The sequence below is a fragment of the Serratia proteamaculans genome, from assembly GCF_004684015.1.
In the GTDB taxonomy this organism is placed as follows: domain Bacteria; phylum Pseudomonadota; class Gammaproteobacteria; order Enterobacterales; family Enterobacteriaceae; genus Serratia; species Serratia proteamaculans_F.
The window spans coordinates 360,537-386,144 of sequence record NZ_SRIA01000019.1 but is presented as its reverse complement, the minus strand read 5'-3'; the positions used below and the strand labels follow the sequence as shown (position 1 = coordinate 386,144).

Genomic DNA, 25,608 nt, shown 5'->3' with positions numbered 1-25,608 from the left:
TTTAAGATTTGTCTGGCGTAAAGAGGGTATCGCCGGTGGGGAGACCGGCGATAATTGTAAGCGATTACATTAATATCTGTTCGATCTGAGCTATTTCGTCATCGCTGAAGCTGCGATTAGCCAACATGCCGACAGCATCTTCTATCTGGCTGGTCTTGCTGGCACCAATCAGTACCGAAGTGACGCGGTCGCCTCGTAATACCCAGGCCAGCGCCATTTGCGACAGCTTCTGCCCGCGCTGTTGCGCCAGTGCATTGAGCCGGCGCACTTTATCCAATTTATCATCGGTAAGTTGACCAGGTTGCAGGAATTGGCTGCTGCTGGCGGCGCGTGAATCTTGCGGGATCCCCTGCAGATAGCGATCGGTCAGCAGGCCACCGGCCAGCGGTGAGAAGGCGATGGAGCCAACACCGTGCTCTTCCAGCGTGTCCAGTAGTTCTGGCTCAACCCAACGTTCAAACATCGAGTATTTCGGTTGGTGGATCACGCACGGCGTGCCAAGTTTTTGTAGAATATCAAACGCCTGGCGTGCACGGTCGGCCGGATAATTGGACAGCCCGACGTACAGTGCCTTGCCCTGACGCACCAGCAAATCCAGCGCCGCCATGGTTTCTTCCAGCGGCGTATCCGGATCCGGGCGGTGGTGGTAGAAGATGTCCACATAGTCCAGCCCCATGCGCCGCAGGCTTTGATCCAGGCTGGCAACCAGGTATTTTTTCGATCCCCAGTCGCCATAAGGGCCAGGCCACATGGTGTAACCGGCTTTCGAGGCGATGATCAGCTCATCGCGCCAGGGCTTCAGGTCAGCGCTGAGAATACGGCCGAAGTTTTCCTCGGCGGAACCGGGCGGTGGGCCATAGTTGTTGGCCAGATCAAAATGAGTGATCCCACGGTCGAATGCGCAATGGATCAATTTACGCGCATTGTCATACAGCGTGGTGTCGCCAAAGTTATGCCATAGGCCGAGTGAAATGGCCGGCAGTTTCAGGCCGCTACGGCCGCAGCGGCGATATTCCATATTTTGGTAACGTGAAGAATCAGCCTGGTAGAGCATAGGAACCCTTTTCAGCAGAGGTGAAATGAATTTTAGTGTATGCGTTTTCACAAGGGTTGTCAGAGTCCCCGATCACGCTTAATCGCCACAGCGTTATCAATATGACTAATGAAGTCTTTCTCCTGCCTGCCAATAGGGCACGGGTGTAACGTTGGGTTGCCAAGCGCTTTTTAGATATAAAGCTCGAAATTTGTCCATCACCTTCGATACTTAATACTAATAATCTCAGGTGCTGGCAGGTGATGATCATGAATAAGACTTATAGAGTGGCTGATTACCTACTCGATCGTTTGGCTCAGATCGGCATTCGGCATTTCTTTGGCGTACCGGGTGACTACAACCTGCAGTTTCTCGATCATGTCATCAGTCATCCGCAAATTACCTGGGTAGGCTGCGCGAATGAACTCAATGCCGCCTATGCCGCAGATGGTTACGCACGCTGTAAACCGGCCGCCGCTTTACTGACCACCTTTGGCGTAGGCGAACTCAGCGCGCTCAACGGTATTGCCGGTAGCTACGCCGAATATCTGCCGGTGATCCACGTGGTGGGTGCCCCAACGTTACGCGCGCAGCGGGCCGGGGATTTGCTGCACCATTCGCTGGGGGATGGTGACTTTGGCCACTTTGCCCGTATGGCGAAAGAGGTGACCGTGGCGCAGGCCAGCCTTACCCCCGACAACGCCGAGGCGGAAATCGATCGTCTGTTGACCATCGCGCTGTTTGAGCACCGTCCGGTCTATATAGTGTTACCCAGTGAGGTGGCGGAAGCCCCCTTAACCTCCCGGCCTGCGCCGCTGGTGCTACGCCAGGCGCATCTTTCCCAGGCGTCACTGCAAGCCTTTATCGCTGCCGCGCGAGAAATGCTGTTACCGGCCAGGCGGGTTTCGCTGCTGGCGGATTTTTTGGCGGAACGTTTTGGGGCGGAAAAAGTGTTGGAACAGTGGATGAATGAGGTTGAGATACCGCATTCAACCATGCTGCTGGGCAAGAGCGTATTGGATGAAACCCATGCCTGCTTTACCGGCACCTACGCCGGTGCCGCCAGCGATCCACAGGTGAAGCAACTGATTGAAGGGGCCGATGTGGTGATTAACGTCGGCGTGCGCTTTACCGATACCATTACCGCCGGCTTCAGCCATCATCTGCCGGCAGAAAAATGCATTGATCTTCAGCCGTTTGAAGCGCGAGTCGGGCAGCAGGTCTTCAGCCAAATCCCGCTGCGTAACGCGGTAATAGCACTGCACCAGTTGACGTTGTCGTTGGCAAAACAATGGTCATTACCGGCGATTAAACGCCCGGCGTTGCCGGACTCGAGCGGCAGTGGCCTGGATCAGCACGGATTTTGGCAACAGATACAGGACTTTCTGCGCCCAGGCGATATTTTGATCGCCGAACAGGGCACCGCCTGCTTTGGTGCGGCGGCGCTTGGCCTGCCGCAAGGCTGCCGGTTTATCGTCCAGTCGCTGTGGGGTTCTATCGGTTACACCCTGCCGGCGGCGTTCGGTGCACAGACGGCGGAGCCGGATCGGCGGGTGGTATTGCTGATTGGCGATGGTTCGGCTCAGCTCACGGCGCAGGAACTGGGATCGATGCTGCGTGATGGGCAAAAGCCGGTGATCTTCCTGTTGAATAATGACGGTTATACCGTTGAACGGGCGATTCACGGCCCGCAACAGCGTTACAACGATATCGCCCAGTGGAACTGGACGCAGTTACCGCAGGCGTTGGCGGGCGAGCATCAGGTGAAAACGCTGCGGGTCGCTGACCCGGAACAGTTACGCCAGGCGCTGAAAGAAGTGGGCGACAGCCCGCAACTGGCCTTTGTGGAAGTGATGCTGCCGAAGATGGACATTCCCGAACTGCTCGATAGCGTTTCACGCGCCATTCACTCGCGTAACGCGGCAGCCTGATCCGCCGCGTTCTCCAGCAGGCGTTCCAGCAACCAATACCCCGCCGGCCCTGGCGGGGTCAGTTTCGACCATACCGCATCCACTGAAATCAGCTTAGGCCAGCCGCGGGGCTTGAGCTCGGTCAACTTGTCATGGCCGTATTGTTTCACCAGCCAGTGGGGTAACGCGGCCCAACCCACCCCTTGCTCCGCCATTTCCAACAGCATCAGGTAACTGGGGGCCGACCACACCCGGCCCTGAGGACGGGAGGCACCGCTGCCGGTGTAGGTGTTCAGATAGAGTTGGCGGGTGCTGGCCAGTTGCTCCGGCGTCGGGGCGGGTGTCTGAGCCAGCGGGTGCGAGTGGGTGACGAACAGCCCCATTTCCGTTTGTTCCGGCAGGCGTGCAAAGCCGATGTCCGGCGGATAGCTGGCCTGAACCTCCACCATACCCAGATGCGCGCGGCCGCTTTGCAAGAGATCCAATACGTCGCCGTCTTCGGCGATCATGCACTCCAGCTCGATATCCTGATAGCGTTGTTCAAAGTGCTGCATCAGGCGATCGTGGTGGGTGGGCTGATAGGTATCGGAAAAGACGATGGTCAGACGGGGTTCTATATTGCCCGCCAGCCGAATGCTCAGTGCGTCGAGACGTTCGCTGGCCGTGAGGATCGCCTGTACATGACCCAGCACCTTATGGCCGGCGGCGGTTAATACCGGCTGTCGCGCCTGACGATCAAACAGCGTCAGCCCGAGGTCGGCCTCCAGGTTGGCGATCGCGGTACTGACGGTGGACTGGCTTTTGCGTAGCTTGCGTGCGGCGGCAGAGAAGGAGCCGAGGGCGGCAGCCTCAACAAACGCCTGTAGGGCTTCAGGGGAATAGCGCATGATGTATCTACTTTATCGATGGAACCTATTTTTAATCTACCCAAAAAATCGATGATAATCACCTGAGTTTAGTAGGGGGCGAATATATTCGCTCCAATTTATGCGGGCGCGGCATGCAGCGCCCCTACAAATTCATAAGGGATAAAACAGGTGATGTATGCAACTGCAAAACAAGTCTTTCATTGAACGTATCGTCCACGCCGTCGGTTTCGAAGCCATCGCAGTGATGATCTGCGCCCCGTTGGGCGCGTGGTTGCTAAACCGTTCGATGGTACAGGTCGGTGCGTTGGCAGTGATGTTGTCCACCGTCGCCATGGTATGGAACATGGTTTATAACACCGTTTTTGACCGCCTGTGGCCAGTGGGCCGCGTGGTGCGTAATCTTAAGGTACGGGTGTTTCATGCGCTGGGCTTTGAGGCCGGGTTTGTGTTGATCGGCGTGCCGATTGCCGCCTGGATGCTGAACATCTCTTTTGTGCAGGCGTTTATGCTGGAACTTGGTTTCTTCCTGTTCTTCCTGCCGTACACCATGTTCTATAACTGGGCGTACGATACCCTGCGTCAGCGTTGGTTCGAGGCACGTCAGCCGGTCAATTCCTCGGCTAAATAAGGCGTCGTCATCACTGCGATTCTCAGGTAATGTCGGATAATTACAGCAATGATGGAGGAGCAAAGGATGAAAGTGTTGGGCCTGCTGGGCGGCATGAGTTGGGAATCAACCATCCCTTATTACCGCATGATCAATGAACAGGTTAAAGAGCGCCTCGGTGGCCTGCACTCGGCCAAAATTGTGCTCTATAGCGTCGATTTTCACGAGGTTGAACGCCTGCAGCATCAGGGCGACTGGGACGGCGCGGGGCGTTTGTTGGCTGCGGCTGCGGCCTCGCTGCGTGCCGCCGGTGCGCAGGCCATCGTCATTTGTACCAACACCATGCACAAGGTGGCGGACGCGGTTGAACAGGCCAGCGGTTTGCCGTTGATCCACATTGCCGATGCCACGGCATTGCAGGTGCGCCAGCAGGACATTCGCCGCGTCGGGTTACTCGGCACGCGTTTTACCATGGAGCAGGAGTTTTACCGTGGACGCTTGCAGGAAAAATACGGCATTGAAGTGGTGACCCCGGTGGCGGCCGATCGCGATATTGTGCACCGCATCATTTATGAAGAGCTGTGCCTGGGGAAGATCCGCGATGCGTCGCGCGATGAATACCGCCGTATTATCGGCAACCTGGAACAGCAGGGGGCGCAAGGCATCATTTTCGGCTGCACCGAGATTGGCCTGCTGGTCGGCGCGCAGGATGCATCAGTGCCGGTCTTCGACACCACCGCTATCCATGCGCGCGCCGCAGCGGAATACGCGCTTGCTTAATCGTCCTGCGCAGAGTGGCGTTTGCCCACCAGCATCAGCGGTTTGCCCGCCAGCACCAGCCAAGCGGGCAGCATCACTACACAGAGTACCGGCAGCAGATGCATCTCCGGCACCACGGCCACGGCCATAAACAGGCTGAGCCAGCCGTCGCGCGAGACCACCAGCACCAGGCCCATGATGGCGCAGGAGACGGTAATGGCCGCCGGCACTGCCGGAACATGCTGATGCAGCATCAGCCCCAGCGCCACCCCGATAAATACGGCCGGGAAGATGCGTCCGCCACGAAAACCGCTGGCGGCAGCAATCACCAGCGCCGCCAGCTTGGTCAGTGTAATCAGCAGCAGCTCCGTGACCGAAAAGTTCTCGCCCATCGCCAGCCGCTTCATTTCATCGAGCCCTTTAAACAGGGTGATGTCACCACCGATTAACGCCAGCAACCCAAGCACAAAACCGCCCAACCCCAGCATCAGCACCGGATTTTTTATCGAGTGGAACAGCCGGTGGGCGTGCGGAAAGCTCCATAGCGCCACCATGCCCAGCGCGATGGCGATCAGGGCGACGATGGAACCACTGAAAATATCCGACAGCCGGGTGACGGTGTAGGGGTCAAGCTGCAGGGCAAAGTTCGGCGTGAAAAAGAGCTGTGTAGTGACCGCACCGGCCGCCGCCGCCATTAACGGGGCAAATAGCCGATCCCACAGCGGCACGTCATTATTACCGGCCAGGGTTTGCGAAAAGATCAGCGCGGCGGCAACCGGGGTACCAAAAAGTGCGCCGATGGTGCCGGCCGCAGCCAGAATAATCCAGTCCATGCGCGGGACTTTCGGTAGCAGGCGCGAACCTATTGCCACCACCAACGCAATATTGATGGCGGTGATGGGGTTTTCCGGCCCCAGGCTGACGCCGCCGACCAGGCCCACGAGCAGTGCCAGTGCAAGACCGGGCAGCGCCGAAAGCGGCAATGGCATACCAATCAGGGATTCCGTGGCCGGATCGGGCCCTGCATGGCCAGGCATATAGCGGATTATCAGCCCAACGGCGACACCGGTCAGCGTCAGAATGCCGATCAGCCACCAGGGCGAATGGGTATCGATATTCATAGCCGCAGGAATATTCACCCACAGCAGCCGCTGCAGCGCATCGGCGAATTTCATCACCAGAATAAGCACCAGGCTTGAGGCCGAACCGATAACGAGAGCGGGCAGAGCGAAAGCCAACATGGCATTGGCGCGCGGGTGCAGCATGCAAGGATCCCTTATCAATGGCCCTGGATGGCAGGCCGAACGGGTGATGGTTGTGGCCACAGCTTGCCAGACAATTGGCACGCTGGCACGCATGATATTTCCGGCCGGGCGTGAAGGCCGCAGCCGGTTAATAGTGCCTTTCTGTCATGACGGTTAACAGTGACCATGGCGCGTTTTTTGCCGCAATTTGTTTCAGATGGGGATGAAAAGGGTTGGCTGAAACGTTTTTTGTGATCCGGATCGCTAATGGATGGCTGCGCAGAGGATGGTGATTGTTGTTTTTGCAGCGGGATTTTACAGTGTGGGCAGCTTTCTATTATTCATTTCGCGGAGAAGATACTGATGACTTATGCCCTCGTAGGTGATGTAGGCGGCACTAATGCCCGCCTGGCGTTGTGCACTGTGGCGACGGGTGAAATTACCCAGGCGAAAACCTATTCCGGCCTGGAGTTTGACAGCCTGGAGGCGGTCATCCGCCAATATTTGAAAGAGCAGGATCTCCAGGTGCAGGACGCCTGTATCGCCATTGCCTGCCCGGTGACTGAAGACTGGGTGGCGATGACCAACCATACCTGGGCGTTTTCGATTAAACAGATGAAGGCCAGTCTGGGGTTGAGCCATCTGGAAGTGATCAACGACTTTACCGCCGTTTCGATGGCGATCCCGATGCTGTCGCAAGACGACGTATTGCAGTTCGGCGGTGGCAGCGCGCAGAAAGACAAACCGATTGCGGTGTATGGCGCCGGGACCGGTTTGGGGGTGGCGCATCTGGTGCACGTTAATCGTCGTTGGGTGAGCCTGCCGGGCGAGGGCGGCCACGTTGATTTCGCACCGAACAGTGAAGAGGAAGATATCATTCTGGAGGTGTTACGCGCTGAAGTGGGCCATGTGTCTGCCGAGCGCGTGCTGTCCGGGCCGGGGTTGGTCAATCTTTACCGCGCTATCGTCAAATCCGATAACCGTCTGCCGGAAAAGCTGGAGCCGAAGGACATTACCGAGCGCGCATTGGCCGACAGCTGCATTGATTGCCGCCGCGCGTTGTCGCTGTTCTGCGTAATTTTAGGGCGTTTTGGTGGCAACCTGGCGCTCAGCCTCGGCACCTTTGGCGGCGTTTACATCGCCGGTGGCATAGTGCCGCGCTTTATGGAGTTCTTCAAAGCCTCCGGTTTCCGTGCTGCGTTCGAGGATAAAGGACGCTTCAAGGATTACGTGCATGACATTCCGGTATTTATGATCACCCACGGGCAACCCGGTTTGCTGGGTGCCGGCGCTCACCTGCGCCAGACTCTGGGTATGCATCTGTAATAATCGCAGCGATAAAAAAAGGGGCGCAACCCACAGGTTGCGCCCCTTTTAGCGTTTAAGGCGTTAGGCTTTTGCCAGATCCGCCTGCGAGAAGTGTTCTTCTTCCTGGGCTACCGCTTTCGGTGCTTTGATGAACAGGGTGATAACCAGGGAAGCAATGGACAGCACACCAATCACGATGAAGGTTGCGTGGAAACCGCCGAAGTATTTGGCGACAAACGAACCGGCCAGTGCGCCCAGACCGAAGCCCTGATAGATGATGCCGTAGTTTTTGCTGTGGTTTTTCAGGCCGAAGAAGTCACCGACAATGGCTGGGAAGACGGTGATGTTGCCACCGAAGCAGAAGGCGACGGCACCGACGCAGATGAAGAATAAGGTGTGGTTCAGGGTCAGGAAGCTCAGCGCCACAATCGCCAGTACGGTAACCAGCATGGTGAAGCTGATGACGCGCATGCGGCCCACTTTATCGGACAGCGTCCCCAGAATGATGCGGCCCGCGGTGTTGAAGATGGCGACGGCAGAAACGGTGTTGGCGGCGGTAGCCAGGTCCATCCCGGCCAGTTGTACGCCCATGTCTTTCACGATGCCAATCAGATACAGACCACTCATACAAGCCGCGAAGAAGATGATGAACAACAGGTAAGCTTCTTTGGTCGCCAGCATTTGGCGAACGCTGAAGTCATTGCCCAGGCCGCTTGTATTTTGCTGTGCAGACTGGCTCACCAGTACCGGCTCTTTCAACAGCAGAGAGCCCAGCACAATCAGCGCCATCACAATGGCACCCCAGTAGAAGAAGGCAGAGGACACACCAACGTCGGCAATCAATGCGGCGTTAACGTATTTGAACAGCAGGCTGCCGCTACCGAAAGCCCCGACCGAGATACCGGAGATCAGCCCTTTGTTGGCCGGGAACCATTTGATCAGGTTAGACAGGGTAGAGATATAAGCGATACCGACCGCGAAACCAACCACCACACCGGCCAGCAGGTAAATCATATCCAGTGAGCTGACGTAGGCGCTGGCAATCAGGCCGAGCCCCACCAGGATGCCGGAGCACAGGGTCAGGTTGCGGATGCCGAAACGTTCCTGCAATTTGCCGGCAAATAAAGTGGCGAAGGCCAGGAAGAAGCTGGTGATGGAGAAGGTGGTGGCAACGTCGCCGAGGCCCCAGTGGAACTTGTCGACCAACGGCTGGTTGAACAGACTCCAGGTATAGATAGTACCGAGACCCATCTGGCAGATGATGGTACCCAGAACGATTAAGCTGCGATTTGCCGGTTTGGTGTTCATGGCCGGGCTCCTTCCTGTGTGTGCATTGCCGGGCGTTAGCCGTTGGCTGAAATTTGCGGGCGCTGTCTTGAACCCCGCGGTATGGGCATATTATATGGCTGGTAGTACCAGCCGGCGGCGGATCTGGAATGAGTTGCACAAGGGAAGGAATGAAATGCCGCTGAGGGCGCATGAGTTGCCGTTTTAGGGCCTAAAAGGGGGTGAAATGCAGCTGGCGCCACGTGATCTATATCAAGAATGTTAGCGATTGTTCGCCCATCTTGCGGCGGTGATTGTGTTCAAATTGTGAAGGATATGAGTGAAAGGCGTAAATGGGCATTGTTCCTATAGAGCGGCGTTCGGTGCAGATCTATGTTATCTGCGAACGGACAGGTTCCGCTCTGCAGGAGTTGAAATGAAAAAAATACTGTTGTTATTGGCCGCGCTGCTGTCACTGCCATTGGTGAGCCACGCGGACGTATCGATTGGCGTAAATGTACCGGGCCTTTCATTACACATTGGCGATCGCGATGATCGTGGTCACTATTGGGACGGTGGTCGCTGGCGCGATCCGCGCTGGTGGTCCGAACATCGGGGTTATGAATATCGGGGCTATGAACGCCCGCGCGGATATTACTATGGTCCGCCGCCACGGGTGATTTATTACGGCCCGCCACGACGTGAATGGCGAGAACGCCCGCATTACCGCATGCCACCACCGCCACCACCGGGCTATTACTACCGCCCAGGGCCGCGTTGGTAACGGCTGGCGATTATAAACGCATCAGTTTGCGAAACTCTTTCACCTTGCTGCGGCTGACCGGCACTTCAAAATCCAGATCGCTCAGCCGCAGAATATAAGTGTTGTTGAACCAGGGCACGATTTCACGGATTTTTGACAGATTGACGCAGTAGGAACGGTGACAGCGGAAGAAGTGCTCTTCAGGCAGGCGACCGTAAAACTCGGTCAGGTTCATCGGCATCACAAACTCTTCGCGCCGGGTATAAACCCGCGTCACTTTCTCATCGGCGGCGGCATAGTAAATGTCGTTGATGTCGGTAACGATAATCCGCTCGTCTTTGATCAGGTTAATGCTGTGGCTGCTGCGATTCGGTGCGCTGGCCTGCTCCGGTAACGTGGCGGGGCGGTTATGCAGCGCCTCCAATTTCTGCAGCATGGTGACGATGCGCGCTTCGTGATAGGGCTTGAGGATATAGTCAAAGGCTTCGATTTCGAATGCCTCCACCGCGTGCTCTTTATAGGCGGTGATGAAAACAATAGAAGGACGGTGCGCGAATTTGCTGATGTTCTGCGCCAGCAGCACCCCGTCCAACGATGGAATATTGATATCGAGAAAAATGGCGTCAACCTGATGGGTTTGCAGGTATTTCAGCACGTCCAGCCCGTCCTCGAAGGTGGCTTCGATCACGATATTGCTGTGTTTTTTAATCAGATAGCTGAGTTCTTCCTGCGCGAGGAATTCGTCTTCAACGATGATGGCTTTCATGAGAGTTCCCCGACCGGCAGTGTGTTGTTCTCTACCGGCAGTTTGCCGCCATTTTTGCTGATGTAAAAGGCAATTTCGGTGCCCGGCTCCAGACGACGGATGCGTAGCCCTTCGCCGTACAGCAGAGACACCCGGTGATGCACGTTCAGCAGACCGATGTTGTGCCCTGGCATCTCATTGCGGGCCACGCGTTCGATGACCTGTGGGTCGATACCGTGGCCGGTATCTTTGACCGAAATCTTGACCCGGTCACCCTGATCTTTCACCGCGATCACCACCACGCCCTTGCCTTTACAGGGTTGGATGCCGTGCACGATGGCGTTTTCCACCAGCGGCTGGATCAGCAGGCTGGGGATGCGCACCGAGATATCGTCATCGATATCATAAATCACCGTCAGCTTGGCGCCGAAGCGTGCCTGTTCGATGGCAATATAATCCTGGATTTGATGCAACTCTTTGCGGATGTCGATTAACTCGTCATTCAGCTCCAGGTTATAGCGCAGGTAGCGTGACAGGTTGATAATCAGTTGGCGCGCGGTGTCCGGATTGGTGCGGATCGAGGACGAAATGGCGTTAAGCGCGTTGAAAAGGAAGTGCGGGTTGATCTTGCTTTGCAGGGCGCGCATTTCCGCTTTGTCCGCCATCTGGCGCAGATGCTCAATGCGCGAGACTTCCATTTGGGTGGAGATAATCTGCGACAGGCCGACCGCCATCACCTTCAGCGTATTGGTGATCTGATGGGCGTGGCAGTAATAAATTTTCAGCGCGCCGGTCACTTCGCCTTTCTCCCACAGCGGGATCACCAATTGCGAGTGGATCTGCGGCGTGGCCGGGTTTTCCAGATTGTTTTTGATAATGATCTTGCCGTGCCGGATGCTTTCACGGGTCACGCGGCTTAATCCTTCGCGGCCAATCGGATAGGCTTCTTCACCCACGCCGACATAGGCCAGCACCTGATGAGTATCGGTGATGGCTACCGCATCGGCCTGAATATCCTGGCGGATAATGTCGCAGATGGTGGCCAGCGTTTCACTGTTGATATTGCGAAAATAAGGCAGCGTTTTGCGGGCAATATCCAGCGCCAGTTTGGCCTGACGGGCTGCGATCACTTCTTTTTCGTCTTCCACGCTCTGCACCAGCAGCACGATCAGGCCAATACATACCGTACCGAGGATCATCGGCAGGGCAATTTTGGAGACGATATCCAGCCCCAGTTCGGTAGGTTTGGCCCACAGGACGATCAGCAGCATGGTCAGGCATTCGCACAGCATGCCGCCGATGATCCCGGCACGCCAGCGCTGCTCTTTCTTCACCTTCAGGTTGATATACCCGGCACCGATCCCGGCAATGATACTGGTGATCAGGCAGGGAACCGAGGTTATGCCATCGATATCTATCAGGTAGCGATGCACCCCGGCAATGATGCCGGTAATAATCCCCACCCAGGGGCCGAACAGAATGCCGCCGGCCATGATGGCGATCACCCGAACGTTGACCAGTGAACCTTCAACGTTAACGCCGGAATAGGTGCTGAACAGGGCAAACAGCGAGAAGATGGCGGTGACCATGGCCAGCTCCAGCGGCGTATGGTCTTCTTTTTGCAGCAGCTGACGGAACAACCGGGTGCGGGTGAGGAAAAACAGACAGATCAACATCAACGCGGCGCGATCAAATACCGCTAACAGCATTTCAAAAAAGGGGTGCACGGCGGGCTCTCGCTGCGGCGGAAAGATACGGGGAGTATATCACAGCGAATTAACCCCGTGATGGCCAGGCGGCGCGCCACGGGGCAGCGTATTATTGAATGCCCAACTGTTCCTTGCCGAGCGGGGTCAGCAGGTCAACCGTAGCCCGGCCGACGAAGTCCACTTCGAAATCATCCGGGGCGAAATCCGGCGGGGTTTTGCCGGCGATAAAGCTGGGCAGCTGACGTTGCAGGTAGGCATCGTTTTTCTCGCAGCCCGGCGCGGCAGCGATGTACATGACGTTGCTGTCGAATTCGCCGTTATGCTCATTTTCCACCGCGTGGATCACGTCACAGTGCCAGAAAACCGTGTCGCCCGGCTCTAAATCGGGAATAGGGGAAATCCCACTGATTAAAAGGGGATGCCATTTTTCGGAGATCGAAAGTGCCCGACCCGGAGCGGCATCACACAGATCATCATCGGCGACGTCATCCTGCAGCGCACGCAACAACACATAAGCCATGGCGTTGGCCACTGGCACCAGGTTCAGCGTGCCGGCATTGGTGCGCTGCGGCGTCAGCGCCGTCCAGCCCTGGAAGGTACGGAACATCGAGCACACTGCCGGTGAAGCGATTTCACGCACTTCGGTGCGGCCGTCGGCGGCGAACGGATCGTAATCCTGCCAGTTGCCGGAGAACACGTGACGATAGACGTAACGGAAGTTCTCATCCAGCCAGCGTTCAATGGTGCCGCTGTCTACGTGTGGCGACAGGCCCAGTGAAGAGGAGTTCGGTGGGCGGCGACGGGTGCGATCGGCATAGGTGGCTACGCGGGTCGGGTCAAAATGCTGTTTGCCGTTGCTCTCGGTTTCCCACAGGCTGTTAAGGAACACCTGTACCGCGTGCATCCGTGCGTCCTGACGGGCTTCCACCTGCGGTTTTGACCAGTAAATGCCGTAGATTTGTGGCTTGCTGGCGGCCAGCTTGCCGAAGTAGTTGTCCTCGGCAGCCCCTTTCAGACGTTCGACAAAGTTGTTGCGGTCGAGATAGTCGCCGATCTCCCGGTTCCAGGCATCAGCCTTGGCGCGGGGGAAAACACCACGGATGGCGCAGGCACCGCGCTGTTTGATCAGCGCTTTTTGCTGCTCGCTGACGCGTTGTTGCAGAATATCCTCGGCATCGATTTGCGGCACCGGGTTTTGACCGGCGGCCAGCGCCTGGCGGATTTGTTCGACCTGCTGACGGATGTTGTCTTCCAGCGCCAGGAAGGTTTCGCGGTAATTCGGTAATGCCTGGCGCAGTTGTTGTTTGACGGTTTTAATTGCGCCTGGAATATCGTCAATTTGTAAGGAAGCCATGGTGTTCTCCTCGCGCTGCGGGTGGGCAACGACAGACGGTTGTAGGGGAGCGGGTAAGGCGTTATGGTTTTGTTGTTTTGACGTTAATGATTATCTGGATTTAATAGAGGAAAATAAAGGGATATCTTTCATTCGTAACTTCCTCATTTTCGTTTTTCGGAGATCCCCATTTTTAGGAGACAGAAACAATGAAGTTGCTCACTGAGCGTTTGACCCTGGAGTCGTTGACAGCCGACGACTGGCCGCTGTTTTTAAGCCTGTATCAGGATCCTGATGTGATCCGTTACATCTCCGACCCGTACAGCGAGGAGGGCATCATCAGTCGTTTCGAGGCTCGTCTGCCCACCTGGGACAAGCATTCGGATCAATGGTTGTGCCTGGTGTTGCGCGAGAAAGACAGCGGAGCTGTGGCTGGCATCACCGGCTTTCGTCCGATGTGGCAGCCTCATCAACAGGCGGAAGTGGGCTACGCCTTGCTGCCGTCCGCGCAAGGTAAGGGCTATGGCAAGGAATCACTGCGTGCGGTGCTGGATTTTGGTTTTAACGCCTGCGATTTCCATAAGCTGACTGCGACGGTGACCGCAGGCAATATTGCTTCGCGCCGGTTGCTGGAGTCTTGTGGCTTTCTGCTGGAAGGCACGCTGCGTGATAACTACCGGCTGGCGGGGCAGTGGCGTGATGACTGGCAGTTCGGGCTGCTGGCGAGGGAATTTAAGACCGGGGAATAAAAAAGTTGGACTGGGTATCGACAAGCCTGCCGAGGCTGGGATATGTTCAATATCCGGTCAATCTTTAGGTTGGCCAGCGTCGCTCGGATGGTCCGGGCGCTAACGTCTCTTCGAGGTATCTATGGCTGATAATAGTCCGCAACGCCGTTTCACGCGTATTGAACGTCTTCCCCCTTACGTATTCAACATCACCGCCGAACTGAAGATGGCTGCGCGCCGTCGTGGCGAGGATATTATCGATTTCAGCATGGGCAACCCTGACGGGCCAACCCCGCCGCACATTGTGGAAAAGCTTTGTACCGTTGCCCAACGCGACGATACCCATGGCTACTCCACTTCGCGGGGGATCCCGCGTTTGCGCCGTGCTATTTCACGCTGGTATGCCGATCGCTACCAGGTGGAGATCGATCCCGAAAGCGAAGCCATTGTTACCATAGGTTCAAAAGAGGGGCTGGCACACCTGATGCTGGCGACGCTCGATCACGGTGATACCGTATTGGTGCCGAATCCGAGCTACCCGATCCACATTTACGGTGCGGTGATTGCCGGTGCTCAGGTGCGTTCGGTGCCGCTGGTGGAAGGAGTGGATTTCTTTGGTGAGCTGGAGCGCGCCATTCGTGAAACCATTCCACGTCCGAAAATGATGATCCTCGGCTTCCCGTCAAACCCGACCGCCCAGTGTGTAGAGCTGGACTTCTTTGAGCGCGTGGTCGCGCTGGCCAAGCAGTACGACGTGCTGGTCGTTCACGATCTGGCCTATGCCGATATCGTTTATGACGGCTGGAAGGCGCCCTCGATTATGCAGGTGCCTGGTGCCAAGGACATTGCGGTGGAGTTTTTCACCCTGTCGAAAAGCTACAATATGGCGGGCTGGCGTATCGGCTTTATGGTCGGTAATCCGGAGTTGGTCAACGCGCTGGCACGGATTAAGAGTTACCACGACTACGGTACCTTCACCCCGTTGCAGGTGGCTGCCATCGCCGCGTTGGAAGGCGATCAGCAGTGCGTGCGGGATATCGCGGAGCAGTACCGTCAGCGCCGCAATGTGCTGGTGAAAGGTTTGCATGAAGCGGGCTGGATGGTGGAGAACCCGAAAGCGGCGATGTACGTCTGGGCCAAAATTCCCGAACCTTATGCGCATCTCGGTTCGCTGGAGTTTGCCAAACGTCTGTTGGCAGAAGCCAAGGTGTGCGTATCGCCAGGTATCGGCTTTGGTGACTATGGTGATACTCACGTGCGTTTCGCGCTGATAGAAAATCAGGATCGCATCCGTCAGGCAGTTCGCGGCATCAAAGCCATGTTCCGGGCTGATGGGCTGATCAAACCGGCCAAGAGCAGCCCGGCAACCACCAAGTAATCACTTCAGGCCGGCGTATTCACGCCGGTTTTTTTCTTGCCCCAAGGTTTTCTTCATTATTCACCCATTATTCTCTAATAAGATTTTCTTTATTTATCGGGGGAGTTTATGGGGAACCGTTACGCGAACTCACAAATTGTGTTGCATTGGTTGACGCTGTTGATGGTGATCCTGACTTACGCGGCGATGCTGCTGAAAGATTCGGTGCCGGATGACATAGCGCCATTGATAAAAAATCTGCATTTTAACTTTGGCGTGGCCGTCTTTTTACTGATGTTCATTCGGTTGGGATTGCGTCGGCGACATGGCACGCCGGCCACCACCCCGCCGCTTGAAGAGTGGCAGGATGTGGGGGCAAAAATCTTTCATTGGCTGCTGTATGTGATATTCCTGACCTTGCCGGTATTGGGGATGCTGACTCTGGCCTATGGCGGGAAAACCTGGGTGTTGCTAGGCTGGCAGGTACCGCAGTGGATAACGCCGGATCCGGTGATGCGGCGTTTGCTCAAAACGACTCACGAAACGCTGGCCAACATAGGCTATTTTATCATTGGCGCACATACGCTGGCGGCGCTCTACCATCATTATCTGCGCAAGGATGACACCTTGCGCCGCATGCTGCCGGGCAAATAGTCCCGAATTCAGAAACAACAAAGGGGCGCTAATGCGCCCCTTTATCTATGTTCCCGGTTATGCCTTGGTTATGCAACCATCAGCATAAAGGTGCCAATCCATGTAACCAACATGAATGAAACGCCAAATACGAAATATTTCACTGAACAACTCCCGTCTGGAGTCCCTCGCAAGCCAATGATCCCGATTGTTGTGCTGAGTATTTTGTGGATAGTCGGTGGTGGAGAGGCGGATCCTTCAATAGGAAGAACAACGTCCTTGACCACAGATTACCCGGTTGTCGTGCTTCATAGTCCGTGAGGTAAAACATGAACCACGACAGGATCGGCGTTAATGTACTCCCAATATCAGCCTGATTACAATACTGTGTTTTTGATCACACTTTTTGACGGTTTTTTAACCAGCACTAACTGTTTTTAAACGATTTTTATTTCTGATAATCCGATTCAGTTTTACTGTGGCTCAGTGATATTCTGAGGCAGGCAGTCTGATAGGAAATGGAACGTGTTGATATTGGCAAAGTCACGATTTTTTTTAGCATTGATACTGCTGTTTTCAGCTTTACCTTCGTTCGCCAGCAGTGCTTTATGGCGGGTGGTTAATAATATCTGTGTTTTTAATTATCAAACACTTGGTACATCTTTGCCCTGCGAAAAAGTCTATTTGAATGAGGGCAAAGAGAAAGGTTACGCGATAGTTCGCGATCCGGAAACTCGCTATCACTTTTTGCTGGTACCTACTTTGAAGTTGAAAGGTATTGAAAGCCCAGAATTGCTTTTACCCGCGACTGTGAATTATTTTGCCCTAGCTTGGCAGAATCGTCACGTATTGGATAAGGTCTATGGTAAGGCATTGCCGCGTAATGCTTTTGCCCTGACAATTAACTCTCAGAGTGGGCGTACGCAGGGTCAATTGCATATTCATATTGCATGTCTGAAATCGCATATTCGACGCAGTATCGACAGGCAACTTCCAGACATCGGTGATGACTGGACAGAGTTGTCTGAAAATTTGGTGGGCCAACATTATCTGGGCAAACGTATCCGGCAGAACAGTTTGACAGGTGTTTATCCTTTTGTGCAGGTTGGCCGGCAACTGGCCATAAACAACAATGACATGAGGAAATTTGGTGTTGTGGTTGTACCTGTGACATTCGAAAATAAACAGCCGGGTTTTGTATTATTGGCAGATGAAGCCGGACGAGTAAAAAATAATACGGGGCACACAGAAAACCTGCTTGATTTTACGTGTAAAGGGTTTGCTAGGTAGGTTTTTGGCATGATCCATGGCAGCCGTAATAGGTTTAGGCTGCCATGGGAAAAGCCACATAGGTTCATGCATAAAGCAGCTTGAGTTTATTCGAGCGCAGTAGCAATACCAATTGCGACAATGGTCAAAAACAGCGCACTGGATAGCATCATGGCTATCCAGGTATCACGGCGACTCCACTGCATTGTTGGGCCTTTGATGGGGTGAATATTGTCCAGTAACAACCACATCGGCCAGCGGTGGAAAAAGTTTAATTTTTATTTAGTCTGGTGATGTAGCGTTTCTATTACCGAGGTTTGTACCTCATATCCCAAGAGGTAAAGGGCCTGTTCCAGCGCTTCTACCTTGGAGGCATAGGCCACATCCAACAGGCGGTCCATTTGACCGGCGTTAAAGCCCAGTTTGCGCGCCAGGCTGGCTTTCGAAGTGGTACTGGCCAGCATAATGTTATGCAACTCGAGCTTGAGTTTAACCAGCACCGGCAGGTGGATCGCCAGCTCATCAGGCAGGGCAGGAGAAGGGACAGGTACCGGGCGGCCTTCTTCCATTTCCAGCGCGATGGCAATCAGCAGGCTTTCCTGTGCTTCCAGCTCGATGTCTTCACGTTTATAGCAGGCGGCCTGCTGCTGAGGAAAATCACGAAACTGAATCTGCCAGGCGTCGCTTTCGTTATCAAAGGAGTAGTGGGCGGGATAGTGGCAAGACATGGTATTTCCTGTTTGGGCCGGGAATGGTGCGGCATTGTGACCGCTTGGCCCACAGATAGCCAGTGTTGCGCCGGGTGAGATGATAGTTGTTCTCATTGGCATCAGGTATTGATTGCCGTTGGAGCAGCTACTTACCCTAAGTCATTCTTTGTTTCTGTGCTTCTCATCACGTTTTATAGAGTTTTGACTCGTGGCGGTGTGATCGGCGACATAATCCAGTTTGTTCGTACCTGACAATGGATTAACATAACCCACACTTATCACTGGCCTGGCTTATATGGATATCCGATGCGTCATTTAGTTGTTCTTCTCCCCCTGCTTACCTTACTCACTGCCTGTAGCAGCGGGCCGAAGTCGACCCCAGCCACGCCTCAGGACAACACCGTGAAAGGCGGTTTTCTGCTGACACCAGCGCATTCCGGTCAGCCGCTGGGAGGCGATTTTGCCAACAACCCGAACACCGCTCGTTTTATCGATAAAATGGTGCAGGAACACGGTTTCGATCGTCAACAGTTGCATGACGTGCTGGCCCAGGCCAGGCGGTTAGATTCTGTACTGCGGCTGATGGATCGTCAGGCGCCGACACCGACTACCCAAGCACCGTCCGGTCCTAATGGTTCCTGGCTGCGTTACCGCAATAAGTTTATTACGCCGGATAACGTGCAAAATGGCGTGCAGTTCTGGAATCAGTATCAGGATGCGCTGCAGCGTGCTTATCAGGTCTACGGTGTGCCACCAGAGATTATTGTCGGCATTATCGGTGTTGAAACCCGTTGGGGCCGCGTAATGGGCAAAACCCGCATTATCGATGCGCTGTCTACCCTGGCGTTCGACTATCCGCGCCGTGCCGACTACTTTGCCGGTGAGCTGGAAACCTTCCTGTTGATGTCACGTACCGAAGGGGATGACCCGCTGGAGCTGCGCGGTTCCTTCGCCGGCGCTATGGGTTACGGTCAGTTTATGCCGTCCTCGTTCAAGAGTTATGCGGTTGATTTCAACGGTGACGGCCACGTTAACCTGTGGGATCCGGTGGATGCCATCGGCAGCGTTGCCAACTACTTTAAAGCACACGGCTGGACAAGGGGTGAACCTGTGGCCGTGCCGGCCAGCGGCCAGGCACCGGGGCTGGAAAATGGCTTTAAAACCCGCTATTCGGTTGCCAGTTTGTCAGAAGCTGGGCTGACGCCGCAAGGGTCGCTTGGTGGCAATCAGGAGGCCAGCCTGCTGCGCCTGGATATGGGAACCAGCTACCAGTATTGGTACGGTTTACCCAACTTCTACACCATTACCCGCTACAACCACAGTACCCATTATGCGATGGCAGTGTGGCAGTTGGGCGAAGCGGTGGGCCGCTCGGCGCGCGGCGGATTCTGATTGGGTTCCAAAACTGAAAAAGGCCGCTAAAGCGGCCTTTTTTACGTCGCTAGCAATTAGAAATCGTAACGTAGACGCACCAGCGTCATATCGCCCAGGTTGTCGGTGCTTGACGTCAGCACGTGTTCCACATCAACGCGGAAACCGTAATCAAACTGCACGGTCACACCCAGACCGTTATCAATACGCTGATAGTCACGGCCACTGACGTACTGCAAACGGTCGCCCATAAAGTACGGCATCACGGATTTCACCGCATATTGCCCAACCGGCACGGTGTAACCGGCCAGATACTCAATACCCCAGGCGTCACCGGCGAAGTAGTCGTTAACGTTGGCCTTTTTGGTGGTCAGGAAGTTGTTGTACCAGCCACCGCCGAAGGTCAGCGTCCAGTTATCCGGTTTCCAGCTAAGCGCGGTACCCAGGATGTTCTGGTCATAATCTTTCGTAGCGTGGGTGGCAGGATCACGCATCTCGGCGCGGGTATAGTTCCACGCGGTACCCCAGGTCAGGTCCGGCGTCAGGTGATAATCCATACCCAATGAACCGCCGCCCTCGCGCTTGTAGCGCAGGCCATTCCCCGGCAGGTATTCGTTATCGCTGAACAGGTAAGAGGCATACACATCCGCATCGCCGAAGGTATTTTTGTACTTCAGCATTTTACGTGAACGGTAAGAACCGTCGTAATCCCCGTTGATGCCGTTCCCCGGAGCCTGGGCCAGCATGTCGTAATCCCAGATATCGGTTTTGGCGCCCACCACGTCGTAGTACACGCTGTTTTGTTGGCCAAAGGTCAATTGTCCCCAGGTTTTGCTTTTCAAACCGGTGTACAGCATGCGGCGGCTGGTGTTGTTGGCACCCTCTGCATAGTGGTTATCCCAGTTGAACAGTGCAGGGATATTCACCCCCAGCTCGTAGTAGCTGATCCAGCTAATGTCGTCGAACAGGTAGTAATCGGCGGCGAAGCGGAAGCGGGTGCCGCCGTCAAAACCGTTACGTTTGTAAGAGCCTTTATCACCATCGCCGGTCATATTGTTGAACTGCGGACGGATGCTGCCGCCGACGGTAAAATTAAGCCGGCTCAGCGGGTCGCCCGCCTGTGGATCCTGCTTTAGCAGGGTAATTTCAGCCTGAGCGGCGAAAGAAGCACTGCCAACTACCAATCCCAGAGCAATTGCCTGGGTTAATGCGCGCAATTTGTATGTCATTTTTTATCCCTGTGTGTACTTGCCGACCTCACTGAACCTTCTGGCATCAGTGATTTGCTCAGGAAGTTTTCTGAGCGTTTTCATTGCTTTTAGCGTGGGTGAAGCGAAACGCATATGTAACACAATGCGCGCCACAAAAAGTTACTTTTCCTGCTAATTATTGGTTTTTTCTGTAACTGTCAGCAGGGAAGTGCCGAGATGCCGCCCGGAGGTGGAAAAACTTAACGTAAAGGCGCAGCAATGACGATGATGTTCGGATGAATTCAGCTAACACGAAGGTTTATATTTTTCACTTGTCAGTGAAGGGTATATATCGTGTAATTTCAGCGTGACGAAAGATGTTTTTATAATTAACTCGGAAGTATCCGTAAGAAAAACCAGAGCTATATATTTCTCTCCAGTTTTATCGATCATTACTTTTATTAGCGGTGAGGGAAGAGTGTATTTTCATTTAAGCGCTTTGCGGGAGGCGTGATGAGTGCCAGAAACAACATAGATAGCAGAGCTGCCGCCGCCATGATGATGATATGCGCCATTTGGGGACTGCAGCAGGTGGCGATCAAGGCCGCCGAACCGGACATTTCTGCGGTACTGCAAATCGGCATTCGATCGGGTATTGCCGCTTTGGCGGTTTATCTCCTGGCGCGTTACCGCCGCGAAAAGTTCGTATTTGATCGCCCCACGCTGTTGGCAGGTCTGTGCGTAGGTTGTTTATTCGCGCTGGAATTCTTTTTCGTTTCCGAAGGGTTGCGCTATACCAGCGCATCGCATATGGCGGTCTTTTTGTATACAGCCCCCTTATTTTCCGCCATCGGGCTGCATTTTGTTATCCGGCATGAGCGATTGTCGTTGATACAGTGGGTCGGTATTGCCATCGCCTTTGGCGGCGTGGTGTTCGCCATCTCCGGGATGAGTGACCGTCAGGGCGCAGAGAATCCGTTGCGTGGCGATATTTACGGTCTGTTGGCGGGAATGTCATGGGGCGGCTCGACCATCGTCATTCGTACTACCGGGTTGGCAAATTGCTCATCAAAACAAACATTATTGTTTCAGCTCTCGGGGGCCTGCATTCTGTTATCTCTGCTGGCGATAACCACGGAGAGCGTTCATTTCAACCTGACTACAGTGGCCTGGACCAGCCTGATATTCCAAACGCTGGTGGTTTCTTTTATCAGCTATTTAATCTGGTTTTCTCTGCTGCGTCATTATCAGGCGTCCTCGTTGGGCATTCTGACCTTTATGACGCCCATTTTTGGTATTTTAGCCGGCGTGGTGATATTGGGTGAACCGTTGCAGATTGAGTTTGTATTGGGTTCTATCCTGATTGTTTTAGGCTTGATTGTCGTGAGTTGTTCTTATTTATTTTATCTCAACAGAGGGATTGTACCTAAAATATAAATTATGGATGTAGATGTTAATACCTATCAAATAATCTGTGAAAGTCAATTTTCCATTACCATGCAAATATCGAAATATGCCTGGGGTTATCCTTTGATCACACTCAGTGATAATGGCGATTTTTTCGTGGTGAAAAATACCCAGCGTGGGCGGTTATCTAACCAGACTCCGGTTGAGATAATAAAATTCGCTAATCACGCTACGGTGGTGTGGGATAATAGCCGCAAACATATTTATTATTCCAAAGATGGACAGTTGTACAGCTGCGCGCTTGAGTTTTCTTATAGCCCAAAGAAGTGGTAATCATTTTTGAACCACCGGCCCAAGCCTCTGGTTATCAGACCAGAGGCTCTATTTTCATCATCCACTGCTTGAATGCGATGATCTTCGGCCACTGACGTTCGGATATGGTCGAAACAAAATAACAGTGTTCGCAGGGCAAAATCATATTGGTAAAGGGGATAATCAGCTCGCCGCTTTTGATCCAGTCTTGCACCAGATTGAGTCGGCCCATGGCGACGCCAAGATGCTGGGCCGCCGCCAGCACCGCCAAATCAGAACGATCAAACTCCATGCTTTTGCTGTCGGTATCCAGTTCTAAATCAAAATGTTGTGCCCAGGTCAGCCATTCGTCTTCGCCCGAGTTATAGCGGTCATGCAACAGGGTGCAGTGCGCCAGGTTTTCAGGAGCATTGTGGAGGTCATGCGTTTTGGCGTATTGCGCAGTGCAGATCGGCACCATGGACTCAGACATAAAGGTTTCGTCCAGCTGCTTGCCGGACGGCAGACGGCCAAAGTACAGCGCCAAATCAACGCCCCGGTTGGCCAGATTGATATTTTCCTGCCCGGTGAGAATATTCAAATGAATGGTGGGATATTGAGCAATAAACTCGCCGATCCGCGGAATCAGCAAACATTGAACGATGGAGGGGTGGGAATAAATGGTCAGGGTACCCGTCAGTTCACTGTTTTTAATATCAAGAATTTCCTGCGTCAGTACATCGAAGGAGTTGCTTAACGACCATTGCATCCGCTCACCTTCCGGCGTGAGCGTAATTCTGCGGTGAAAACGCTGGAATAAAAGAAACCCCAACTCTTTTTCAAGTAGATTAATTCTGTGGCTTACGGCGCTGGGAGTAATTGACAGTTCATCTGCCGCCAATGAAAAAGATAGATGACGGGCGACGCATTCAAAGGTATGCAATCGTGAAAATTGATAGCTGGTTAACGGATTGGCTCGTTGTGAATATTTCTTGTTGGGGAACATGCTATTACTCCATGCGCGAGGTGGAGCAATAATAACATTTTAGTCAATGAAACTAAAACGCAATTTATTCTTCGATGGCCGGGGTGATATTTTTATTGAGGTAGGGCAATGGTCGCAGCCCATTGCCCTAAAATAATATGCCGTGATATACGGCAGGAGTGTGATAGCAATACGTTCTTTTTCTTTACCACATCAAATCATCAGGAACAACAAAGTCGGCATAAGGATCTTCTTCGTCTTGAGCCTCCTGACTAAGAGCCGCATTTAACACAATACTGCTCGCATCTCGTTGCGCGATTTTATCGGCTACGACCGCAGGTATAATAGCGTATTCGTTATCAACCCCATTATCCGCAACCAGACGCGCAATGGCGAGACGGCCATTAATTAACTGAGCCTGAGTGGTTTTATCGACATTGATATTTTTAATTAAATTTTTGTCTGTGAAGTTATAGCTAATACTTCCCTTTGAAATAACGATCCTGTTCATTTCAATGAGCTGTTTTACCTGGGCCTTATACTCTTTAGACAAAGCGGCTTGCTTTTGTTGCTCACTCAGCTGTTTATCACGTTCGATTTGTGCCTTTTTATTGACCTCGACCGCCTCTCTGGCCTCACGAGCCTGAATGCGTGATTTTTTAGCGGTTTTTTGCACTTTCGCCAGTTTCTTACTGTTGACCAATCCGGCTTTAAGCATCTGCTCTTGTAATGTTAGTTTTGTCATGTTCGTTTCTAAAATCGAGTAAATAGTATCTGCGATTATACCTTTAATCCTGGAAGCTGTGCCAGATTGTGGGCAGTGCTCACGCATCATGCTGATAACAAGGGCGGTATTTAGGCGACGAAAATGGCTTAAGGCTGTGTGTGACGCGGTTTCTGCGGATTTTGATAGCGGTGAGTCGATAGGCTTATGGTGTCCCCGACTGGAATCGAACCAGTAACTAGCCCTTAGGAGGGGCTTGTTATATCCGTTTAACTACGGGGACGCTGCGGGCAGGCAACCTGAGGCTGCCGGGGCAGTATACCTTTTTTTACCCGCAGAATAAGCGCTTAGCGGTGCGTTTGCTCATTCCATCGCCAATATGCGCTGATTTTCGCATGCTGCGCTGACCGCGATCACGGTTTTCTCGCCCTGGCGGTCTGTTTTTCTGCCTCCAGCCGCGCCGCTTTGTTTTTATCGCTCATATCATTGCGGATCTGTGCATGGCTGATTAACGCAAAAATAAAGGTGCCGCCGATAATGTTGCCGGCCAGCGTTGGAATGGCGAACGGATAGAAAAAATCTTGCCAGGGGATCACACCGCTAAACACCAGATAAAGGATCTCTACCGATCCAACCACGATATGGGTCAGGTCGCAGATCGCCACCAGATAGGTCATCAGGACGATCACCCAAATCTTGGCGGCCCCGGCGGAAGGGAACATCCACACCATGGTGGCGATGATCCAGCCGGCCAAAATACCGTTGGCAAACATTTCTGACGGTGAGTTTTGCATCACTTCTTCCGACAGGCTAACGAAAGCGCTGCGAGTGCTTTCATCAAAAATCGGCATGTGAATAAACGCCAGCGATACCAGCCCGGTGCCAATCAGGTTGCCCAGCAGCACCACACCCCACAGGCGAAACAGGATGATGAAATTTCTCGGTGTCGGTTTGTGCATGATAGGTAGCACGGCGGTCACGGTGTTTTCGGTAAACAACTGCTGGCGGGCCATAATCACGATGATAAAGCCAAAGGTGTAGCCAATATTCTCAATAAAGAAGCGGCTGGGGTCGTCCGGCAAACGGGCGTGAAAAATCCCTTTTGCCATCAGTGAAGCCCCCATCGACAGCCCGGCGGCCACTGCCGACCACAGCAAGGCCAGCCAGTCACGCTCCAGCTCTTTCTCACCCTCCATGCGGATCTGCTCATGCACCGCTGCCGCGCGTGAGGGCAGGTTCTGTTCCTTTACTTCGATTTCGCTCTTGCCCTGTTCATGCTCTTTACTCTCTACCTGCAGATGTTCATCGGTATCCGTCTTCGGGCGCTGTTGTGGGTCGCTCATGATCTGCTCTCTCCTTAAACTGCTGCCGGGGTCACGGATTAAGCATAGCTGGCC

At 53.8% G+C, this 25,608-nt stretch carries 25 protein-coding genes and 1 tRNA gene; 12 read left to right on the top strand and 14 right to left on the bottom strand.

The window, feature by feature from the left end; all coding sequences use genetic code 11:
• Positions 1 to 64 precede the first annotated feature (64 nt).
• Entirely contained in the window at positions 65 to 1,054 is a 990-nt protein-coding gene (mgrA, locus tag E5C26_RS17475; RefSeq protein WP_135317439.1) for an L-glyceraldehyde 3-phosphate reductase, read from the bottom strand.
• A 248-nt stretch (positions 1,055 to 1,302) separates the two neighbouring features.
• Here mgrA and E5C26_RS17470 point away from each other — a divergent pair, with 248 nt between their 5' ends.
• A complete protein-coding gene (locus tag E5C26_RS17470) occupies positions 1,303 to 2,964 on the top strand; it encodes an alpha-keto acid decarboxylase family protein (protein ID WP_135317438.1) in 1,662 nt (553 codons plus the stop codon).
• Here the strand turns inward: E5C26_RS17470 and E5C26_RS17465 are convergent.
• On the bottom strand, positions 2,940 to 3,830 hold the full coding sequence (locus E5C26_RS17465; RefSeq protein WP_135317437.1) for a LysR family transcriptional regulator: 891 nt from the start codon (positions 3,828 to 3,830) through the stop codon (positions 2,940 to 2,942). The two genes, E5C26_RS17470 and E5C26_RS17465, sit on opposite strands and share 25 nt — an antisense overlap.
• 157 nt (positions 3,831 to 3,987) lie before the next feature.
• On the opposite strand from E5C26_RS17465, the gene E5C26_RS17460 reads away from it, so the two are divergent.
• Positions 3,988 to 4,440 carry a multidrug/biocide efflux PACE transporter gene (locus E5C26_RS17460; RefSeq protein ID WP_135317436.1) on the top strand — a complete coding sequence of 151 codons (453 nt, stop codon included), beginning with the start codon at positions 3,988 to 3,990 and terminating at the stop codon, positions 4,438 to 4,440.
• Between the two features lie 66 nt (positions 4,441 to 4,506).
• Positions 4,507 to 5,199, top strand: coding sequence for an aspartate/glutamate racemase family protein (locus E5C26_RS17455; protein WP_135317435.1), 693 nt, complete (start codon positions 4,507 to 4,509; stop codon positions 5,197 to 5,199).
• Here E5C26_RS17455 and E5C26_RS17450 read toward each other — a convergent pair.
• Positions 5,196 to 6,443, bottom strand: a complete 1,248-nt coding sequence (locus E5C26_RS17450) for an ion channel protein (RefSeq protein ID WP_135317434.1) — start codon at positions 6,441 to 6,443, stop codon at positions 5,196 to 5,198. The genes E5C26_RS17455 and E5C26_RS17450 overlap by 4 nt on opposite strands.
• On the opposite strand from E5C26_RS17450, the gene E5C26_RS24660 reads away from it, so the two are divergent.
• Together E5C26_RS24660 and glk are read left to right on the top strand one after the other, a co-directional pair.
• On the top strand, positions 6,442 to 6,600 hold the full coding sequence (locus E5C26_RS24660) for a hypothetical protein (RefSeq protein WP_167796668.1): 159 nt from the start codon (positions 6,442 to 6,444) through the stop codon (positions 6,598 to 6,600). The genes E5C26_RS17450 and E5C26_RS24660 overlap by 2 nt on opposite strands.
• A gap of 182 nt (positions 6,601 to 6,782) precedes the next feature.
• Positions 6,783 to 7,748 carry a glucokinase gene (gene glk, locus E5C26_RS17445; protein ID WP_135317710.1) on the top strand — a complete coding sequence of 322 codons (966 nt, stop codon included), beginning with the start codon at positions 6,783 to 6,785 and terminating at the stop codon, positions 7,746 to 7,748.
• A 63-nt stretch (positions 7,749 to 7,811) separates the two neighbouring features.
• Here glk and E5C26_RS17440 read toward each other — a convergent pair whose 3' ends face one another.
• A complete protein-coding gene (locus E5C26_RS17440) occupies positions 7,812 to 9,038 on the bottom strand; it encodes an L-lactate MFS transporter (protein ID WP_135317433.1) in 1,227 nt (408 codons plus the stop codon).
• Positions 9,039 to 9,432: 394 nt separating this feature from the next.
• On the opposite strand from E5C26_RS17440, the gene E5C26_RS17435 reads away from it, so the two are divergent.
• On the top strand, positions 9,433 to 9,780 hold the full coding sequence (locus tag E5C26_RS17435; RefSeq protein WP_135317432.1) for a DUF2502 domain-containing protein: 348 nt from the start codon (positions 9,433 to 9,435) through the stop codon (positions 9,778 to 9,780).
• Between the two features lie 10 nt (positions 9,781 to 9,790).
• On the opposite strand, the gene E5C26_RS17430 is transcribed toward E5C26_RS17435, so the two are convergent.
• The 3 genes from E5C26_RS17430 to E5C26_RS17420 form a co-directional block, all read right to left on the bottom strand.
• The gene (locus E5C26_RS17430) at positions 9,791 to 10,525 is read right to left on the bottom strand and encodes a LytR/AlgR family response regulator transcription factor (RefSeq protein ID WP_135317431.1); all 735 of its coding nucleotides are present in this window, start codon (positions 10,523 to 10,525) and stop codon (positions 9,791 to 9,793) included.
• A complete protein-coding gene (locus E5C26_RS17425; protein WP_135317709.1) occupies positions 10,522 to 12,213 on the bottom strand; it encodes a sensor histidine kinase in 1,692 nt (563 codons plus the stop codon). The genes E5C26_RS17430 and E5C26_RS17425 overlap by 4 nt, the downstream gene beginning before the upstream one ends.
• Before the next feature lie 109 nt (positions 12,214 to 12,322).
• Positions 12,323 to 13,567, bottom strand: coding sequence for a DUF1479 domain-containing protein (locus E5C26_RS17420; protein WP_135317430.1), 1,245 nt, complete (start codon positions 13,565 to 13,567; stop codon positions 12,323 to 12,325).
• 188 nt (positions 13,568 to 13,755) lie between these two features.
• On the opposite strand from E5C26_RS17420, the gene E5C26_RS17415 reads away from it, so the two are divergent.
• From E5C26_RS17415 to E5C26_RS17405, 3 genes are all read left to right on the top strand, one after another.
• Complete coding sequence (locus E5C26_RS17415; RefSeq protein ID WP_135317429.1) at positions 13,756 to 14,295, top strand: GNAT family N-acetyltransferase; 540 nt, start codon at positions 13,756 to 13,758, stop codon at positions 14,293 to 14,295.
• A 121-nt stretch (positions 14,296 to 14,416) separates the two neighbouring features.
• A complete protein-coding gene (gene alaC, locus E5C26_RS17410) occupies positions 14,417 to 15,652 on the top strand; it encodes an alanine transaminase (RefSeq protein WP_012146114.1) in 1,236 nt (411 codons plus the stop codon).
• 108 nt (positions 15,653 to 15,760) lie between these two features.
• Entirely contained in the window at positions 15,761 to 16,285 is a 525-nt protein-coding gene (locus E5C26_RS17405) for a cytochrome b (RefSeq protein WP_135317428.1), read from the top strand.
• Positions 16,286 to 16,353: 68 nt separating this feature from the next.
• Here E5C26_RS17405 and ypdK read toward each other — a convergent pair whose 3' ends face one another.
• A complete protein-coding gene (gene ypdK / locus E5C26_RS17400; protein ID WP_112349011.1) occupies positions 16,354 to 16,428 on the bottom strand; it encodes a membrane protein YpdK in 75 nt (24 codons plus the stop codon).
• Positions 16,429 to 16,789: 361 nt separating this feature from the next.
• Here ypdK and E5C26_RS17395 point away from each other — a divergent pair, with 361 nt between their 5' ends.
• A complete protein-coding gene (locus E5C26_RS17395) occupies positions 16,790 to 17,554 on the top strand; it encodes a CDP-diacylglycerol diphosphatase (protein WP_135317427.1) in 765 nt (254 codons plus the stop codon).
• Between the two features lie 257 nt (positions 17,555 to 17,811).
• Here the strand turns inward: E5C26_RS17395 and E5C26_RS17390 are convergent, their stop codons facing one another.
• Entirely contained in the window at positions 17,812 to 18,261 is a 450-nt protein-coding gene (locus E5C26_RS17390) for a hypothetical protein (protein WP_135317426.1), read from the bottom strand.
• 288 nt (positions 18,262 to 18,549) lie between these two features.
• Here E5C26_RS17390 and mltB point away from each other — a divergent pair, with 288 nt between their 5' ends.
• A complete protein-coding gene (gene mltB / locus E5C26_RS17385; RefSeq protein ID WP_135317425.1) occupies positions 18,550 to 19,635 on the top strand; it encodes a lytic murein transglycosylase B in 1,086 nt (361 codons plus the stop codon).
• Positions 19,636 to 19,691: 56 nt separating this feature from the next.
• On the opposite strand, the gene E5C26_RS17380 is transcribed toward mltB, so the two are convergent.
• Entirely contained in the window at positions 19,692 to 20,843 is a 1,152-nt protein-coding gene (locus E5C26_RS17380; protein ID WP_135317424.1) for a porin, read from the bottom strand.
• 474 nt (positions 20,844 to 21,317) lie between these two features.
• Between E5C26_RS17380 and E5C26_RS17375 the strand changes: the two genes are divergently transcribed.
• Entirely contained in the window at positions 21,318 to 22,241 is a 924-nt protein-coding gene (locus tag E5C26_RS17375; protein WP_135317423.1) for a DMT family transporter, read from the top strand.
• A gap of 337 nt (positions 22,242 to 22,578) precedes the next feature.
• On the opposite strand, the gene dsdC is transcribed toward E5C26_RS17375, so the two are convergent.
• The 4 genes from dsdC to E5C26_RS17350 form a co-directional block, all read right to left on the bottom strand.
• Entirely contained in the window at positions 22,579 to 23,508 is a 930-nt protein-coding gene (gene dsdC / locus E5C26_RS17365; protein WP_135317421.1) for a DNA-binding transcriptional regulator DsdC, read from the bottom strand.
• A gap of 184 nt (positions 23,509 to 23,692) precedes the next feature.
• Positions 23,693 to 24,232, bottom strand: coding sequence for a DUF2058 domain-containing protein (locus E5C26_RS17360; protein ID WP_135317420.1), 540 nt, complete (start codon positions 24,230 to 24,232; stop codon positions 23,693 to 23,695).
• Between the two features lie 187 nt (positions 24,233 to 24,419).
• A tRNA-Arg gene (locus E5C26_RS17355) sits at positions 24,420 to 24,494 on the bottom strand.
• 130 nt (positions 24,495 to 24,624) lie between these two features.
• Positions 24,625 to 25,554 (bottom strand): formate/nitrite transporter family protein, encoded by a 930-nt coding sequence (locus tag E5C26_RS17350; RefSeq protein WP_135317419.1) that lies wholly within the window; start codon positions 25,552 to 25,554, stop codon positions 24,625 to 24,627.
• Between the last annotated feature and the right edge of the window lie 54 nt (positions 25,555 to 25,608).